General features: G+C 34.3%; 10 protein-coding genes. 6 read left to right on the top strand and 4 right to left on the bottom strand.

Translation table 11 applies throughout. The features are described 5' to 3' along the window. Positions 1–94 precede the first annotated feature (94 nt). On the top strand, positions 95–2638 hold the full coding sequence (locus tag EV144_RS08200; protein WP_134147876.1) for a sodium-translocating pyrophosphatase: 2544 nt from the start codon (positions 95–97) through the stop codon (positions 2636–2638). An 81-nt stretch (positions 2639–2719) separates the two neighbouring features. Here EV144_RS08200 and EV144_RS08195 read toward each other — a convergent pair whose 3' ends face one another. From EV144_RS08195 to EV144_RS08185, 3 genes are all read right to left on the bottom strand, one after another. Then, complete coding sequence (locus tag EV144_RS08195; RefSeq protein ID WP_134147874.1) at positions 2720–3088, bottom strand: type II toxin-antitoxin system HigA family antitoxin; 369 nt, start codon at positions 3086–3088, stop codon at positions 2720–2722. Between the two features lie 86 nt (positions 3089–3174). Then, entirely contained in the window at positions 3175–3789 is a 615-nt protein-coding gene (locus tag EV144_RS08190) for a deoxynucleoside kinase (protein ID WP_134147872.1), read from the bottom strand. Continuing rightward, positions 3789–4604, bottom strand: a complete 816-nt coding sequence (locus EV144_RS08185) for a hypothetical protein (RefSeq protein WP_134147871.1) — start codon at positions 4602–4604, stop codon at positions 3789–3791. The genes EV144_RS08190 and EV144_RS08185 overlap by 1 nt, the downstream gene beginning before the upstream one ends. A gap of 234 nt (positions 4605–4838) precedes the next feature. Between EV144_RS08185 and EV144_RS08180 the strand changes: the two genes are divergently transcribed. The 4 genes from EV144_RS08180 (at position 4839) to EV144_RS08165 (ending at position 12410) form a co-directional block, all read left to right on the top strand. Beyond that, positions 4839–5750, top strand: coding sequence for a GLPGLI family protein (locus tag EV144_RS08180; RefSeq protein WP_134147869.1), 912 nt, complete (start codon positions 4839–4841; stop codon positions 5748–5750). Between the two features lie 27 nt (positions 5751–5777). Further along, positions 5778–8465 (top strand): carboxypeptidase-like regulatory domain-containing protein, encoded by a 2688-nt coding sequence (locus EV144_RS08175; RefSeq protein ID WP_134147867.1) that lies wholly within the window; start codon positions 5778–5780, stop codon positions 8463–8465. Between the two features lie 90 nt (positions 8466–8555). After that, positions 8556–10799, top strand: a complete 2244-nt coding sequence (locus EV144_RS08170) for a hypothetical protein (protein WP_134147865.1) — start codon at positions 8556–8558, stop codon at positions 10797–10799. A 144-nt stretch (positions 10800–10943) separates the two neighbouring features. After that, entirely contained in the window at positions 10944–12410 is a 1467-nt protein-coding gene (locus EV144_RS08165) for a M28 family metallopeptidase (RefSeq protein WP_134147863.1), read from the top strand. Positions 12411–12519: 109 nt separating this feature from the next. On the opposite strand, the gene metK is transcribed toward EV144_RS08165, so the two are convergent. Next, a complete protein-coding gene (gene metK, locus EV144_RS08160; RefSeq protein WP_134147861.1) occupies positions 12520–13770 on the bottom strand; it encodes a methionine adenosyltransferase in 1251 nt (416 codons plus the stop codon). Between the two features lie 541 nt (positions 13771–14311). On the opposite strand from metK, the gene EV144_RS08155 reads away from it, so the two are divergent. Further along, a complete protein-coding gene (locus tag EV144_RS08155; protein ID WP_134147859.1) occupies positions 14312–17158 on the top strand; it encodes a TonB-dependent receptor plug domain-containing protein in 2847 nt (948 codons plus the stop codon). The last annotated feature ends 297 nt before the right edge of the window (positions 17159–17455 follow it).

Raw genomic sequence — 17455 nt, 5'->3', positions numbered from 1 at the left:
ATAAAAAAAGCAATACTCCGTTAGGAGTATTGCTTTTTTGTTTAAATTCGTTTTAGTTAGATTGTTGACTATTAACCAAAACCATTAATATATTATGAATGCATTTATGATTTACCTGCCAATTGTTATGGCAGTTTTAGGATTACTTTTCATGGGAATAAAAAGGACTTGGGTTTTAAAACAAGACGCTGGAGATGGCAAGATGAAAGAGATTTCAGATCACATCTACGAAGGAGCGCTCGCCTTTCTAAAAGCAGAATACAAATTATTAACCATATTCGTAATTATTGCAAGTGTTGCCTTAGCCGGAATTACTTTTATTCCGGGAGTTAAAACACATTTATTAATCGTAGTTGCATTTATTTTTGGCGCATTCTTCTCCGCTTTAGCAGGAAATATGGGAATGAAAATTGCGACCAAAACAAACGTTAGAACCACACAGGCTGCGCGTACGAGTTTACCACAAGCTTTAAAAGTTTCTTTTGGAGGCGGAACAGTGATGGGGCTTGGTGTTGCTGGTTTAGCAGTTTTAGGTTTAACAACCTTTTTTATAATTTTCTTTAATTTATTATCGGGCGGTGTTTGGAAAGACACTGAAACTATGACTGTTGTTCTCGAAACATTAGCCGGCTTTTCTCTTGGTGCAGAATCAATTGCATTATTTGCAAGAGTTGGTGGTGGAATCTACACTAAAGCTGCCGATGTTGGAGCCGATTTAGTAGGTAAAGTAGAAGCTGGAATTCCAGAAGATGATCCTCGTAATCCGGCAACAATTGCAGATAACGTTGGAGATAACGTAGGAGATGTTGCAGGTATGGGAGCCGATTTATTTGGTTCGTATGTTGCAACTGTATTAGCAGCAATGGTATTAGGAAATTATGTTATTAAAGATATGGGCGGAAGTATCAACGATGCTTTTGGCGGAATTGGCCCAATTTTACTTCCGATGGCAATTGCCGGTTTCGGGATTTTATTTTCAATTATAGGAACTTTATTAGTAAAAATATCAGATGATAATGCTAAAGAAGCACAAGTGCAAAAAGCATTAAATATAGGAAACTGGGTTTCGATTGTTTTAACAGCGATTGCTTGTTTCTTTTTGGTACAACACATGCTTCCAGAAGTCATGACAATGGAATTTTTTGGAGAAGGCTCTCAGCAGATTTCTTCGATGCGTGTTTTCTATGCAACTTTAGTCGGATTAGTAGTTGGTGGTGCAATTTCATCCGTTACGGAATATTATACAGGATTAGGTACAAAACCAGTTATGGCAATCGTGCAAAAATCTTCAACTGGTGCAGGAACAAACGTTATTGCAGGTTTGGCAACCGGAATGATTTCTACTTTTCCAACTGTAATTTTGTTTGCTGTAGCGATCTGGATTTCTTATGCATTAGCAGGATTTTATGGAGTTGCATTGGCAGCTTCTGCAATGATGGCGACTACAGCAATGCAGTTAGCAATTGATGCTTTCGGACCAATTTCTGATAACGCAGGAGGAATCGCAGAAATGAGCGAATTACCAAAAGAAGTTCGTACAAGAACCGATATTTTAGATTCAGTAGGAAATACAACTGCAGCAACCGGAAAAGGATTTGCGATTGCTTCTGCAGCTTTAACTTCATTAGCTTTATTTGCAGCGTATGTAACTTTTACAGGAATCGACGGAATCAATATTTTTAAAGCACCTGTTTTAGCGATGTTATTTGTCGGCGGAATGATTCCGGTAGTTTTCTCAGCTTTAGCCATGAATTCTGTTGGAAAAGCGGCAATGGATATGGTTTACGAAGTTCGTCGTCAGTTTAAGGAAATTCCAGGAATTATGGAAGGAACCGGAAAGCCAGAATACGGAAAATGTGTTGAAATCTCAACAAAAGCTGCTTTACGCGAAATGATGCTGCCAGGAATTTTAACAATTGGTTTCCCAATTGCAATTGTATTATTAGGAAAGCTGGTTTATGCTGATAATAATCAATTAATTGCAGAAATGCTTGGTGGTTATATGGCTGGAGTTACTGTTTCTGGAGTGCTTTGGGCAGTTTTTCAAAACAATGCCGGAGGTGCTTGGGACAATGCTAAAAAATCTTTTGAAGCCGGAGTAATGATCAACGGCGAAATGACATATAAAGGTTCTGATGCTCACAAAGCAGCGGTAACTGGAGATACAGTTGGAGATCCGTTTAAAGATACTTCAGGACCGTCTATGAATATCTTAATCAAATTGACTTGTTTAATAGGCTTAGTAATTGCACCAATTTTAGGTGAAGGACACAGTTCGGAAGCAACCGCAATGGCTTCGTGCTGTAAAAAAACAGAAATGCATGTTGCAGGGCATTCTAAATGTGGTGATATGTCTAAAATGACAAAAGAAGAATGTGCAAAAATGTGCAAAGAAAAAGGATGTTCGGCAGAAGAAACTGCAAAATGTTTAGCAAATTTTGATGCCAACGGAAAATACATTCATCAAAAAACAGATTGTTTTGATACCAGTAAATTGGTTAAAAAGCAAGTTGAAATGTCAACAATAAATGGTGTTACAAAAGGAACAGTTACCATAACTTCTAATGGAAAAACAACTACGCAAGTTTTTGAAGGAACTGAAGAAGAGGTAAAAGCACAAATTGAAACAGCAAAATAAAGAGCAGCTTTGTCAAAGTTTTAAACTTTGGCAAAGCTATTAACAACAAAAAAAGCCTCTAAAAAATTTTAGAGGCTTTTTTTATGGGATTAAAGAATATTCTTTGATTAAAATAGAAGCAGGAATTTGAAGTTCTTTTGTTAAAACTCTAATTTGTTTTATTGTAAGGGCTCTTTTCTTTTTAAAGATTTCAGTTACTCTTGAACGGCTATTTAATAAAATACCTAAATCAGCATCTGTAAGACCTCTTTGTTCCATTACAAATTTAATTGCTTCAATGGGGTCTGGTTCCGGAATAGGGTAGTGTATTTTTTCGTATTTTTCGATAAGAGTAACTAGGATGTCTAATTCATCTCCTTCTTCTGTATTTGGTTTTGCGTCAAATAAAACATTTACTCTTTCTAATGCAAAATCATAATCTTCTTCAGTTTTTATAGGTTTTATTTCCATTTTTAAAATAATATTAAAAAATAAAATGCCTCTAAAATTTTTTAGAGGCATTTTATTTATTCGTGTAAATCTGTGAAATCCGTGTTCTAAAACAACCCATTCAATTCAGCATCAATTCTATTAATGATGTTTCCTAAATCTTCTGGATTATCAACAAAATTAATATTATCAACATCAATGATTAAAAGCTTTCCTTTAGTATAAGTCTGAATCCAGGCTTCGTATCGTTCGTTCAAACGGCTTAAATATTCAATCGAAATAGAGTTTTCGTACTCGCGTCCGCGTTTGTGGATTTGTCCCACCAAATTTGGAATAGAACTTCTTAAATAAATCAATAAATCCGGCGCTTTTACCAAAGATTCCATCAATTCAAATAGAGAAGTATAATTTTCAAAATCGCGGCTTGTCATCAAACCCATAGAATATAAGTTGGGCGCAAAAATATAAGCATCTTCATAAATCGTTCTGTCCTGAATGATTTTTTTTCCGCTTTCGCGAATTTGAAGCACTTGACGGAAGCGACTGTTTAAGAAATAAATCTGAAGGTTAAATGACCAGCGTTCCATCTGGTGGTAAAAATCATCTAGGTACGGATTATCAACTACGTCTTCATAATGAGGTTCCCATTTAAAATGTTTCGCCAATAATTTAGTCAAAGTTGTTTTTCCTGCCCCTATATTTCCTGCTATTGCTATGTGCATTACGGTGTTACGATTTTATAATTTAAAATTTCTTTAGCTGTAAAAATAGATAAAATTTGGTCTTTGTAATAAAATTTGTTAAAGGTTTTTTCTAAAACTTCAATCTCAGAAACATCATCTGGATTTGTGTGGCTATTATCTGTAAAATACAGCAAATTAGCTTTGCTGAAAATATATTGATGATTATTAATTATTTCAATTTTATCAAAATCAGCTGTTTTCCCAAGAGCAGTAGTTTTCCCAAAAATATCACACGAAAACCAGTTGTTCTTCTTATCAATCCAATAAAAAGTATTAAAATCAGTCTGATAATATTTTATCGGTTCAGTTAATGGCGTAGAAACCGTTTTATATTCATTTTTTAAATAATCAAAAAGTCCAATTTGCTGATTCAATGCGTTGTAAATCCATAACTGATTCTGTGCAGACATACCAATAAACGTGACCACAATAGGAATATTGTTTTGAGAAAAATTAATCTCCGTAATTTTATTAAGCTGATTGTCGAGTAAAATAACGGTATTAAAATCTTCGTAAAACAAAACGATTTTAAGCGGGTTTTGCAGATCGACTTTAGCAATTCTTCCCAACGAAATGTTTTTGTATTCCCAACTTTCATTTCCTTTCATTTTACTAAAGACGTTGTTTTTGATCTGATAAGAATATCCAAAAGAATCGTAACCTAAAAATTCATCAGCATCAATTGCAATACGAGAAATAGTCGTGGCATTTATTTTTTTATTTTGCGAAAAAGCAAGTGCTAATGGACACAAAATAAAAAATAAGAATAAAAAATTGCGTACCATTTTCCTCATAATAGTTGAATTCTAAAGCGCCAAATTACAAAAAAACTACATCAGAACAGATTAAAACTACAAGTTTAGAAGAATTTCCGCGTTAAACTGTTTTAAATTTAAATTGTCTTAATAATCAGCTATTTTGTCGATACCTTATTAGTATTGATATATTTAAGTTTTAATATTTTAAAATTAATAATACATTTGATTGTAAGTTTATCCGGCTTACTCAACTATCAAAAAAAGACCACAATGAAAAAGATATTATTTTATGGAGTTTTAATGCTTTTAGGCACGCAGATGCAGGCCCAAAAAGATTTTCAGGGAATGGCGGTTTATGAGTCTAAAACACAAGCGCCTAAATTTGACGGAATGCGTGCAAACCGAGATATTACGCCAGAAATGCAGAAAAATATGGAGGAGCGTATGAAACAAATGCTCGAAAAAACATTCATTCTGAATTTCGATAAATCGGCATCCATTTATAAAGAAGAAGAAAAGCTTGACGCTCCGGGACAACAAAACGGCGGTATGCGAATAATGATGAATTCTTTTATGGGAGGCGGCGGCACTTTCTACAAAGATGTAAAAACAAAATCGTATACTGTTGATAAAGAATTTATGGGGAAAGAATTTCTTGTTGTTGATTCTCTGCCTAAACTAAACTGGAAATTAGAATCTGAAACCAAACAAATTGGAGGTTATACGTGTTATAAAGCAACAGCAGTAAAAGAAGCCAGTAAAACCGATTTTAGAAATTTCAGACCTAAAAATAACGACGACAAAAAGCCGGAAGAGAAAAAAGACGATACTAAAAAAACAACCGAAGGGACTAAAACCAACTTTGAAGATAATTTTGAAATGCCAAAAGAAGTGGTAATAACAGCTTGGTATTCGCCAGAAATTCCGGTGAATCAGGGACCAGAAAATTACTGGGGACTTCCGGGTTTAATTTTAGAAATAAACGATGGCAGAACGGTAATTTTATGTTCTAAAATTGTACTGAATGCTAAAGACAAAGTAGCCATAAAACCATCTACAAAAGGAAAAGTAATTTCTCAAAAAGATTACGATGATACTGTCATTAAAAAAATGGAAGAATTTAGAGAAATGAACCGTGGCAGAAACGGCGGCGGGCCAGGTCCGGTCATGATCAGACGATAATTTTATACCTTACTTGAGATCCTTCTAATGAAAAAAATATACTTTTTCTTCGCCTTTTTATTGACTTCAATTTCCTTTTCTCAGAGTATTCGTTTTGATGGTTTCATTCAGGACGGACAGAAAAATCCGTTAGAAATGGCCAACATCATGGCTGTAAATACGGCCACAAAAGCAATGGATTCTTACGGAATAACAAACGACAAAGGAAAGTTTCAATTGACTTTAAAACCAAATACGGCTTACACGATAAAAGTGAGTTTTCTGGGAATGAAATCAAAAGAAATTGCAGTTTCAACTTCCACAGAAAGCATGACGCAGAACATTGTTCTTGATGATGCAGGAATTGAATTAGAAGGTGTAGAAATTGTACGCGAAATGCCGGTTTCTATAAAAGGAGATACTATTGTGTACAATGCAGATTCTTTTAAAACAGGAACAGAAAAAAAACTGGAAGACGTACTTAAAAAACTTCCTGGCGTAGAGGTAAATGCCGATGGAGAAATAGAAGTAGAAGGAAAAAAAGTTTCTAAATTAATGGTTGAAGGAAAGGATTTCTTTGACGGAGATACCAAACTTGGAGTTAAAAATATTCCGGCAGATGCCATTGATAAAGTTCAGGTTTTAAGAAATTACAATGAAGTTGGCCAGCTAAAAGGTTTAGAAAATGATCAGGATAATGTGGCTATGAATATTAAACTAAAAGAAGGGAAAAAGAACTTTTGGTTTGGCGATATGACTGCAGGAATTGGCGTTGGAGAATTAGACAGCCGTTATATTATTAACCCCAAATTGTTTTATTACAGTCCAAAATACAGCATTAATCTAATTACTAATTTTAATAATATTGGTGAATTGCCACTTACCGCGCAGGATTATTTTAAATTTACCGGAGGCTTTAAAAATATGATGAAAAAAGGAGGAAGCAACTTTAATCTTTCTTCTAATGATTTGGGAATTTCGATTTTGAGAAACAATCGCGCCAAAGAAATCGAAACCAAATTTGGAGCTACTAACTTTGCTTATTCCGTGAATAAAGCCTGGAATATTAGCGGTTTTGGAATTCTTTCGACATCAAAAACAGATTTAGAAACCAAGTCAAAAACAACGATTTTAGATTCTGGTGATCAGCAGAACAGAGACGAAGAAACACATCAGAAAAATAATTTAGGACTTTTTAAATTAAGTTCAAGTTATAAACCAAATGCAAAATTTCAGTTTGATTATGATATCTTAACCAAACTCTCAAAACAAGATGAAGATACCGATTTGCTGCGCGAATCTGTTGTAAACAATAATACTGCGACAGAAACAATTTTAACCAATAAAAAACAAGATCCTACATCGGTAAACCAGAATTTGAGTTTGTATTATACCCAAAGCAGTAAAAATATATTTGCTTTTGAAATGCAGCATTTATATCAAGACGAAAATCCATTTTATAATGCCAATTTACGCTCGCAGCCTTTTGATTTTTCTGGATACATTTTGGGACAAAACAGAAACGATTTAAATCAGGATCGATTTGTAAAAACCAATAAACTAGATGCAAAGCTGGATTATTATTACATGGTAACGCCAAAAAGCAACATCAATATTACTTTAGGAAATACTTATTCGCATCAAAATTTCGATTCACATATTTTTCAAATGTTGGATAATGGTGATAGAAATGACTTAGAAAGTACCGAAAATAATAACAATGTAAATTATAATTTTAATGATGTTTTCTTGGGATTTCATTATAAAATCCTGACCGGAAAATTTACTTTAACTCCCGGAGTAAGTCTGCATTCATACGGAATGACTAACACGCAATTAGGAACAGATTATTCGCAGAATTTCATGAAAGTCCTGCCTGATTTTTTTGTTTTATATCAAATCAAAAAATCAGAAACATTAACGTATAATTTTTCATTAACCAATGATTTTACAGATATAAATCAGTTAGCTTCTGGTTATGTTTTGTCCGATTACAGCAGTTTATTCCGCGGAAATCGCTATTTAGAAAATGCAACTTCACAAGTACATTCGCTGCGTTATTTCAAATACAATATGTACAATTTTGAAAACATTTTTGCCAACGCAACGTACACCAAAAAAGTAGATGCCATAAAAACCAAAGCCGATTTTACAGGTGTAAATCAATCTTCTACACCTTATAATTCTAATCTTGCTGACGAAACTTTTTCTGGAATGGGAAATTACGGACGCTCTTTTTTGAAGAATTATAAAGCATCGGCAAATGCTACATTCAATTGGTCAAAATTCAATAATATCCAAAACAATGTATTGGCAACAACAGAAAGTTTTAGTCAAAGTTATACCGTAAAAGCTTCAACAAATTATAAAAATTTTCCAAACTTAGAATTTGGTTATAATGCTTTAATTAATCAATACAGCGGTTCTACTTATTATACAGACAAACCTTTTGCACGATTAGATTATTACTTTTTGGATAGTTTTTCTTTTGTTTCAGAATATGAATTTTATCATTACTACAACTCTAATAAAACGGTTGATAACGAATATGATTTTTTGAGCGCGAGTTTAATTTATCAAAAGAAAGACAGCAAGTGGGAGTATAAAATCTCGGCGACAAACCTATTAAATACGACTTATTTAAATGACGACAGCTTTTCGCAGTTTTCTACAAGAGTTTCGCAATACACTGTGCAGCCACGTTACATTATTTTTTCAATGAAATATAATTTATAGTATTTTAACTATTAAGTTTTCGTTTTAATGCTAGATTTTAATTAGAATGAAATATCTTTACTAGAGATATTAACAATCAAAATTTATAGCATGCGTAATATTGTATGGAGTTTTTCAATCTTTTTTTGTTTCATATTTACTTCTTTTTCTCAAACAAAAAGTATTGAAAAAGGCTCGTATCTGTCTACAAATAAAGGACAACAGATTAAATTAAACTTATTAGAAAATAATAAATATGAACTGGTTTTTAGTTCAGGGAATTACGAAATAAAAGGCGATTCGCTTTTGTTTATTAATGATAAAAAAGAAGGAAGTATTTTTGATCTTGATTTTAAAAGAGAAAAAAATGCCAAGAAAATAAAAATTAAGTTTCCAGATTCTTCATCATTGTATTCCTTATATATAGGAACACAAAACGGTTCTGGAGCCGTAAATTATCAAAAAATTTCAGATATTCAATACAAAACAAATCCGGATTTTGATAAAGCCTTTTTGGATTTTGAAATTGATCGTGCCGATTATTTGTATTTGGTTAATGAAGGTTATTATGACGTTCAAACTCAAATTGCAAAATACGAACTGCCAAAAGATGTTGCAGAAATCACGATAAAATACGAGCCAAATCTTTTGTCTAATTTGAATATTCAGGGCTATTTAGACAAAAAAACAAACGAGCTTCGTATTTCTGAAAAAGCAGGATTAAATCCGCTGGTATTTTTGAATGAAAAAGATGTACCTCCGGCTAAAGAATCGACGGTTAAAGCAGTAGAAAACCAAACTGTTTCTAATTGGACGTATCCAGGAAAAGATACTTACACAACTGAAAATCCCTTAGTAGCAGTAGACACGACAGCAACTGTTGTAGAAGCTTATACGCCGAGCAAAATTGATTTTAAACTAAAAGTAGAAAACAATTTAAAAGGCGCAATAAACGTTACTAAAAATACACCGGCTAAATTTTTGATCGTTTATACAGACACCAAAAATAAAACAGCAAAAGCCGATTTTGATGCTTTTGTAAAAGCTCAGGAAGAACAGGCGACATACAATATGTATGACAAATACGATCCGCAATTTGACATCTATAATTATTATCTGGCTACAGCCGATGATAAAAAATGGCTTAAAACCAATAAAATTTCTGATGGTCCAAATGTGATTGTTTTAAATGGAGAAGGTGATGTTCTTGCCGTTGCAAAAACTACGCTTACAGAACAGCAGTCAAAATTGTATTATTATGACGAATTCTACAAAAAATTGCAGCGAACAAATGCATTACTTTCTTTCAGCAAAACAGCTAAGAACAAGAAAGCAACAGACGCAGATTTGGTTGCTGCTTTTAGTAAAGCATCGGCATTAGAACTTCCGTACAGTTATGATTCTGAATATAGTGTAGATAAAGTTGAAGATCCGGCAGATTTTAAAGTAGTTAAAGTTAATTTGGACAAAAAAGAAGTTGCTCAAATCTGGAAAAAACTGATAGAAGCACATCAAAAAGATACAAAGCCAAATTTAGCACTTGCTGAAACTATTGTAAAAGAAATTAAAAATCAAGGTTTTTCGAAACAGTTTTTTAATGAAGACCGAGTACTTAACGATACCGATTTTCTTTCTATAGATTACCTGATCAAACATTACGATGCAATAGAAATTTTAAATGCAGAAAAAAGATCAAATTCAGTTGATTATGTTCCTGTAATGGGAAATGTAGGTGCGGAGATTTCATCTGCTTTACAAGCAAATACTTATATAGCGCAAGAAGGAGTTGAAGGAAAAGCCAATCAGACAAAAACAATTTCAATCTATAAAAAATTAATCGCATCCGGAAAAGGTGGTTTTGACTGTTATAAAAATTACCTCGCTTATCTGACTCAGGAAAGTGAAGCGAGTGGCGACGATACGGTTTATTTAAAAGAATTTAGCACTTATTTTGATACTTATTTAGGTACAGAAAAAGGAAATGCGATAGAAAAATTAGACGAAATGTTTACTTCTTTAGACAGCACAAATGAATATTCTTATGACGGATGGACTGCTTTTAAAGATTATCATTCTAATTTATGCAATTCTGCGGCTTGGTCTGTTGTAGAAAATCCTGTAAATTCAGGTTATTTAAAACCAGCAATTCAATGGTCAGAATACAGTTTGGCGGTAACCAAAAATAATCCATATTATTTAGATACTTTGGCGCAGCTGTATTATAAAGACGGACAAAAACAAAAAGCAATCGAGACGCAGACTTTAGCAGTAAAGTATTTAAACAGTCTGGTTGAAGAACAAACAGCAAGTGAAATTCGTGAGACTTTAAGCAAAATGCAAAACGGTACTTACTAAAACATACAACTTATCAAAAATGCAATGGCTGTCTCTATAGACAGCCATTTGTTTTTTGATTACATGTGATTAACGGTTTTTGTTGTTAAAAAATCAAAGTTTTTGTCTCGAAATCATTAAGTTTGAGTTATAAAATTAAATCCTATGAAAAACAAAATGATCCTTGTTTTACTTGCTTCTGGAGGAATAGCTTTTTCTCAGGCAGTTAAAAAACCTTTGGTAACGGCAATTACTGATAAAGATCTTAGAACAGACATGTATGAGATGGCCGGCGATCACTTTAACGGTCGCGAAGCAGGAACTTTAGACGAATTAAAAGTCTCTATGTGGCTGGCGAATAAAGCAAAAGAAGCCGGAATGAAACCTGCCGGTGATGACGGCACTTATTTTCAGTTTTTTGATTTGTACAGGCATCAGGTTACAGCAAATACAAAATTTAAAATCGGAACAAAAGAATATAAATTGTGGAGTGAAGTTCTGGTAGCAGAAACCACAAATACAAAAGTGGAAGCGCCAATAGTATATTTGGGGGCAGCAACAAAAGAAGAAATTGAAAAAGCAGACATCAAAGGAAAAGCAGTTGTTATATTAGCTTCTAAAGAAGGAATTGCAGATGATATTTCGCTTTTTGACAGACGTTATCCAGGTCTTGTGAGAAATAAATATTATGACCTTTTGGTTAAAAAAGGCGCTTCGGCAATGATTATGGTTGCTGATAAACTGGGAGAAGAAAGCTGGTCTCAGGTTGAACCGCAAATGACAAGAGGTATTTACGGAATTGAAGGCGTTCGTGATAAAATTGGTACAACAATGCCTGTTTTTTGGCTTCACGGAGATCAGTTAGAATTTTTGAAAAATACAAAAGACTTATTATCTACAGAAGTAGTTTCTGAAACCTACAGATATCCGTCTGTAAATGTTGTGGGAACAATAGAAGGAACAGATCCTAAATTAAAAAATGAATACGTTCTTTTTAGCGGACACCAAGATCACGACGGAGTGAGACAAAAATACGGTAAAGATTCTATTTACAACGGAGCCGATGATAACGCAAGTACTTGTGTTGCCATGTTGGCGATTGCAAGAGCATATAAAAAACAACCGGGAAAAAGAACGGCATTGTTTGTTTTTCACGGTTCAGAAGAAAGAGGATTGTTAGGTTCAAGATGGTACGCATCGCATACTACAGTTCCTGAAAAAGATATTATAGCCGTTTTAAATGGAGATATGATCGGAAGAAATAATGTAAACCAAGCGGCTTTATTAGGTTCAAGTTCACCTCACGAAAACTCTTCAGATTTAGTAGCAATTGCTAAAAGAGCCAACGATGAAGGACCAAAATTTGATTTAGATAAACTTTGGGACAGACCAGAACATCCGGAATATTTTTACTTCCGTTCAGATCATTTACCTTATGCAAAAAGAGGAATTCCGTCTGTATTTTACACCAGCGTTTTACACAGCCAATACCACACACCAATGGATGAAGCGGAAAACATCGATTACGTAAAACTGCACAAAATGACAGAATGGATGTACCGCACAGGATGGATTTTATCTAACGATCCGGGCAGACCGAAAACATTACCAAATGTAAAATTAGAAAGATAAATTCATTTCAATAAAAACAAAAATCCCGATTTCTAATTCTAGAAATCGGGATTTTTTATGTTTAACTATCTAAGTTGTCTAACAATCTAAGCTAGTCTAATAATCTAAATTACAATCCAAATGCAGTTTTTACCTGGTCAACAAAATCAAGTTTTTCCCATGTAAACAATTCTACAGTAACCGTTTTTTCGTTTCCTCCAGGAGCAGAAAAAGTTTTAGTTACCGTTTCTGGTTTACGTCCCATGTGTCCGTAAGCAGCAGTTTCGCTGTAGATAGGATTTCTTAATTTTAATCTTTGCTCGATAAAGTAAGGACGCATATCAAAAATAGCTTCTACTTTTTTAGCGATCTCACCATTAGTTAAGTTTACTTTAGAAGTTCCGTAAGTCTCGATGAAAATTCCCATTGGTTCAGCAACTCCAATTGCGTAAGAAACCTGAACTAAGATTTCGTCAGCAACACCAGCAGCAACTAAGTTTTTAGCAATATGACGTGTAGCGTAAGCAGCACTTCTATCCACTTTGCTTGGATCTTTTCCAGAGAAAGCACCACCACCGTGAGCACCTTTACCACCGTAAGTATCTACAATGATTTTTCTTCCTGTTAAACCAGTATCTCCGTGAGGTCCACCGATAACGAATTTTCCAGTTGGGTTAATGTGGTATTGAATTTTATCATTGAATAAATGAGCGTGAGCTGGATTTTTTGCAATGATTCTTGGAATAAGAATTTCAATAATATCTTTTTTGATTTTAGCCAACATAGTAGCTTCTTCATCAAAATCATCATGTTGAGTAGAGATAACAATTGCATCAATACGAGTTGGTTTGTTATCGTCGCTGTATTCAAGAGTTACCTGAGATTTAGCATCTGGACGTAAATAAGTGATTTCTTTGTTTTCACGTCTTAAAATTGCTAATTCTTGTAATAATTTATGAGATAAATCTAATGCCAATGGCATGTAGTTTTCAGTTTCGTTTGTAGCGTAACCAAACATCATACCTTGGTCACCAGCACCTTGCTCTTCTGGCTTAGCTCTGTCAACACCTTGGTTAATGTCTGCAGACTGCTCGTGAATAGCAGAAAGAATTCCACAAGAATTCGCTTCAAACATATATTCACTTTTAGTATAACCAATTTTACGGATTACCTCACGTGCAATTTGCTGCACATCCAGATACGTATTTGATTTTACCTCACCAGCCAAAATTACCTGACCAGTTGTTACTAAAGTTTCACATGCTACTTTTGAGTCAGCATCAAATGCCAAAAAGTTGTCAATTAATGCATCCGAAATTTGATCTGCAACTTTGTCTGGATGACCTTCACTAACAGATTCTGACGTAAATAAATAAGCCATAATAATGTATTAAATTTGTATATATTAAATTTAGCGAGGAAAATAATTGCAAAAAAGGCTAAAGGAGAATTCCTGCTTTAGCATTTTTTAATACCGAAACTATAACCTTTCAGTACTCATAACGAATCATTTCATTATGAAGAGGTTGCAATCAGTTCAAATTTTTCCTCTGTATTCGGGTGCAAAGGTATGAAACCATTTTGATTTGCAAATCAAAGTTCAACTTTTTTTACTTTTTACCATAGAAATTTAACACAAGCATACTAATTTGATAGGGTAATAGAAAATATTTTTGTTTTTGTTTGGCTGATTCAAAAATAGTTCTCAACTTTGCTACTTCAAATTAACAAAAACAATGAAAACAATTATTTGCAATATGATGTCTTGTAAGATGCCGGAGTTCTCCGCAGAGACGCTATTGTAGATTTTTTTTCAGAAAAATATAAATAGAACCTCTGCCTACAGCAGAGGTTTTTTGTTTTTACAATATTTTAACCACAAGCTTTTTAAACAAAAAAACAATACTAAAATCAGAAAAGTAATGAAAAAAAACCTAGTACTTATTGCAAGCCTTTTTACATTTTCAGGTCTGTATGCACAAGAAAACAAAGTAGAACAAGATACTTTAAAAAACAATGAATTGTCTGAAGTGACCATTGTTGGATCAAGAAGTAAAAACCGTGTAAAAACAGATGTTCCTGTTCCGGTTGATGTTTTTAATATCAATGAAATTACAAAAGGAGCGCCATCGACAAGCGTTACTCAGATACTAAATTATGTGGCGCCGTCTTTTACCAGTAACCCAACTTCTACCGCCGACGGAACAGACCACGTAGATCCGGCACAATTAAGAGGTTTAGGCCCAGATCAGGTTTTAATTTTAGTGAATGGGAAACGAAGACACACCAGCGCACTGGTAAACATAAACGGATCGCCGGGAAGAGGATCTGTAGGAACCGATTTAAATGCAATTCCGTCATTTGCCATCGAGAGAATCGAAGTTTTGCGTGACGGCGCGGCAGCACAATATGGTTCTGATGCCATTGCAGGTGTCATTAATATTGTATTAAAGAAAAATGCCAATTTCCTTTCGGGAGACGTGCAGTACGGAGCCAATTTGTCTTCGGGTTCTAATAATTTTGAAGGCGGAAGCGACGGAGAAACTTTACAAGTAAACCTAAACTACGGAACTTCTCTAGGTAAAGCAGGAAGTTTTTTAAACGTTACCGGAAGCGCAGTTACCAGAGATGCAACAAGCCGTGCAGGAATTAGAAGTAATGCCATTTTTAATGCTTACAATGCGGTCGAAAATAGAGCAGCACAAAACGGAGTTCAGATAAACTCCTTATTCGGCAACATTAATAATACGCCAAATTCGGCACAAATACTGAATAGTTTAAAGCAATATGCGCCTCAGGTTGGTTATTTTACTCCAGCGCAGCAAACTGCTATTGCCGGAGCAAGTACAATTGCTCAAATGCAAACGGCGCTGAATTTTGATGTTACCAACAACGAACTTAATTACAGAGGCCAGCAAAGAAGCGATTATAATATGAGTGTCGGCCAGTCAGAATTGGCGTCTGGGCAAGTTTATTATAATGCAAAATATCCACTTACAGAAAGTACTGCATTATATTCTTTTGGTGGAATTTCGTATCGTGACGGAAAATCGTATGCTTTCAACAGATTGCCAAACGGTTCTGGAACTTTCACACAAGTGTATGAAAATGGATTCTTACCAGAAATTGAATCAGGTATTTTGGATGCTTCAGCAGCAGTTGGCGTTACAACACAATTATTTGGTTTTGATACCGATATCAGCACCAATTTAGGAACAAACTCTTTTCAATATGATGTAAACAATACTATCAATGCAACATTAGGAACCAATTCGGCTACAAGTTTTGATGCAGGAAAAGTTTCGTTTTTGCAAAGCACAACCAATTTAGATTTCAGTAAAAAATACGATGTTTTACAAGGTTTAAACGTAGCTTTTGGAGGAGAATTTAGATATGAAAACTATCAGATTAAAGCTGGCGAAGAAGCTTCATACGGTTTATACGATACAAACGGAGCTTTGGTTACTGGGGTTTTACCAACAACATCACCATTGATCGTAACAGATTTCTTTGGAAATAAAAGATCTGCAGGAGCGCAGGGATTCTCAGGATTTCAGCCTTCGGATGCTAAAGAAAAAGACAGAAAAAGTGTTGCTGCTTACGTGGATTTAGAATTAAACCCAACAGAAAACTGGCTTTTAAACGGAGCAGCACGTTTTGAAAATTATTCTGATTTTGGAAATACCGTAACTTTCAAATTGGCGTCACTTTTAAAATTGAACGATTTTATCAATTGGAGAGTTTCCGGACAAACAGGTTTTAGAGCACCATCATTGCAGCAAAAATATTTCGAAACCAGTTCAACGCAGTTTATCAACGGTTCGCCTTATCAAGTAGGATATTTTACAAACGATTCTCAGGCAGCGAAAAGCATTGGTGTAGAAAATTTAAAACCAGAAAAATCTAAAAGTATCAGTACAGGATTTACATTCAAAATTCCAGATGCAAATATTACGATTTCTACAGATGCCTATTTCACAAGAATCGACGACAGAATTGTATTAACAGGACAATATTCAAGACCAACAGACGCACAGATTACAGGCGCAACTTCGCCGGAACAAGCAGAAGCATTAACTTTATTTCAGGAAGCTTTTGACCTAAAAGGTGTAGAAAGAGCTTCATTCTGGACCAACGGAATCAACTCTGAAACAAAAGGTATAGATGTCGTGATTTCGCAGAAATACGATGTAATTCAGGACTTCACCATCAGAAATGATTTCGCCATTAGTTACAACGAAACCAAAAGAGTAGGCGCATTAAATGTTCCTCAATCTATTGTAAATGCGGGGGGAGAACCATTTGTGTATTCCTTTTTTCCAGAATCAAGCCGCGTTTATTTAGAAGAAGCAATTCCGAGATTAAAAGCAAACTTAACGACAACATTCAATATCAAAAAGCTGGATATTTATTTAAGAAACAGTTATTTCGGAAAAGTAACAGACCCAGGAGCAACAGATGTTAATTTAGATGGATTTTCTTCTGTATACGAGCATCCTGAATACAGCGCAAAAGTGGTTACCGATTTGTCTTTAGGATATCAAATAAACGAGCATTTTAGATTGACACTTGGGGTTAATAATATAGGAGACGTTTATCCAGACAGAAATAATCCTGCAACGCCTGCTTTTACCAATACAACGCCAACTTTATCGCCGGCGCCGAGTACAGATTTAAGCAATGCCAATCAGTTTGCGTATTCAAGAGCCGTTTCGCAATTCGGATTAAACGGAAGATTTGCATTTGCACGTGTAGGATTTAAATTTTAATTCTCAATTAAAAATAGAAATCCTTTTAAATCCGCGTCTTCGCGATAGCGAATCCGTATAATCAGCGTTGAAAATTAGAACACGGACAACGCAGATTCGCTATCGCGAAGACACGGATTTACACGGATTTTAAAAAGATTACAGCAGTATTTATGTTGAGAAATACTTTTTAAATGTTAAAATTTATATTTCTGCTTGGTAGTCTAAAAATAGTTTATATATTTACTCTATCAAATTAGTCGAGTTTAAAAATAAAGAATTCTAATTAAAAATTTATAATATGAAAACAATAGCAGA

Source organism: Flavobacterium sp. 270 (assembly GCF_004368785.1).
Classification (GTDB): Bacteria; Bacteroidota; Bacteroidia; order Flavobacteriales; family Flavobacteriaceae; genus Flavobacterium.
This window is presented reverse-complemented; position numbering and strand designations above follow the sequence as displayed.

Coding starts and splice junctions, on each gene's coding strand:
- EV144_RS08155 (WP_134147859.1), top strand. CDS start 14,312: ATGAAAAAAAACCTAGTACTTATTGCAAGCCTTTTTACATTTTCAGGT.
- EV144_RS08180 (WP_134147869.1), top strand. CDS start 4,839: ATGAAAAAGATATTATTTTATGGAGTTTTAATGCTTTTAGGCACGCAG.
- EV144_RS08170 (WP_134147865.1), top strand. CDS start 8,556: ATGCGTAATATTGTATGGAGTTTTTCAATCTTTTTTTGTTTCATATTT.
- EV144_RS08165 (WP_134147863.1), top strand. CDS start 10,944: ATGAAAAACAAAATGATCCTTGTTTTACTTGCTTCTGGAGGAATAGCT.
- EV144_RS08200 (WP_134147876.1), top strand. CDS start 95: ATGAATGCATTTATGATTTACCTGCCAATTGTTATGGCAGTTTTAGGA.
- metK (WP_134147861.1), bottom strand. CDS start 13,770: ATGGCTTATTTATTTACGTCAGAATCTGTTAGTGAAGGTCATCCAGAC.
- EV144_RS08195 (WP_134147874.1), bottom strand. CDS start 3,088: ATGGAAATAAAACCTATAAAAACTGAAGAAGATTATGATTTTGCATTA.
- EV144_RS08185 (WP_134147871.1), bottom strand. CDS start 4,604: ATGAGGAAAATGGTACGCAATTTTTTATTCTTATTTTTTATTTTGTGT.
- EV144_RS08175 (WP_134147867.1), top strand. CDS start 5,778: ATGAAAAAAATATACTTTTTCTTCGCCTTTTTATTGACTTCAATTTCC.
- EV144_RS08190 (WP_134147872.1), bottom strand. CDS start 3,789: ATGCACATAGCAATAGCAGGAAATATAGGGGCAGGAAAAACAACTTTG.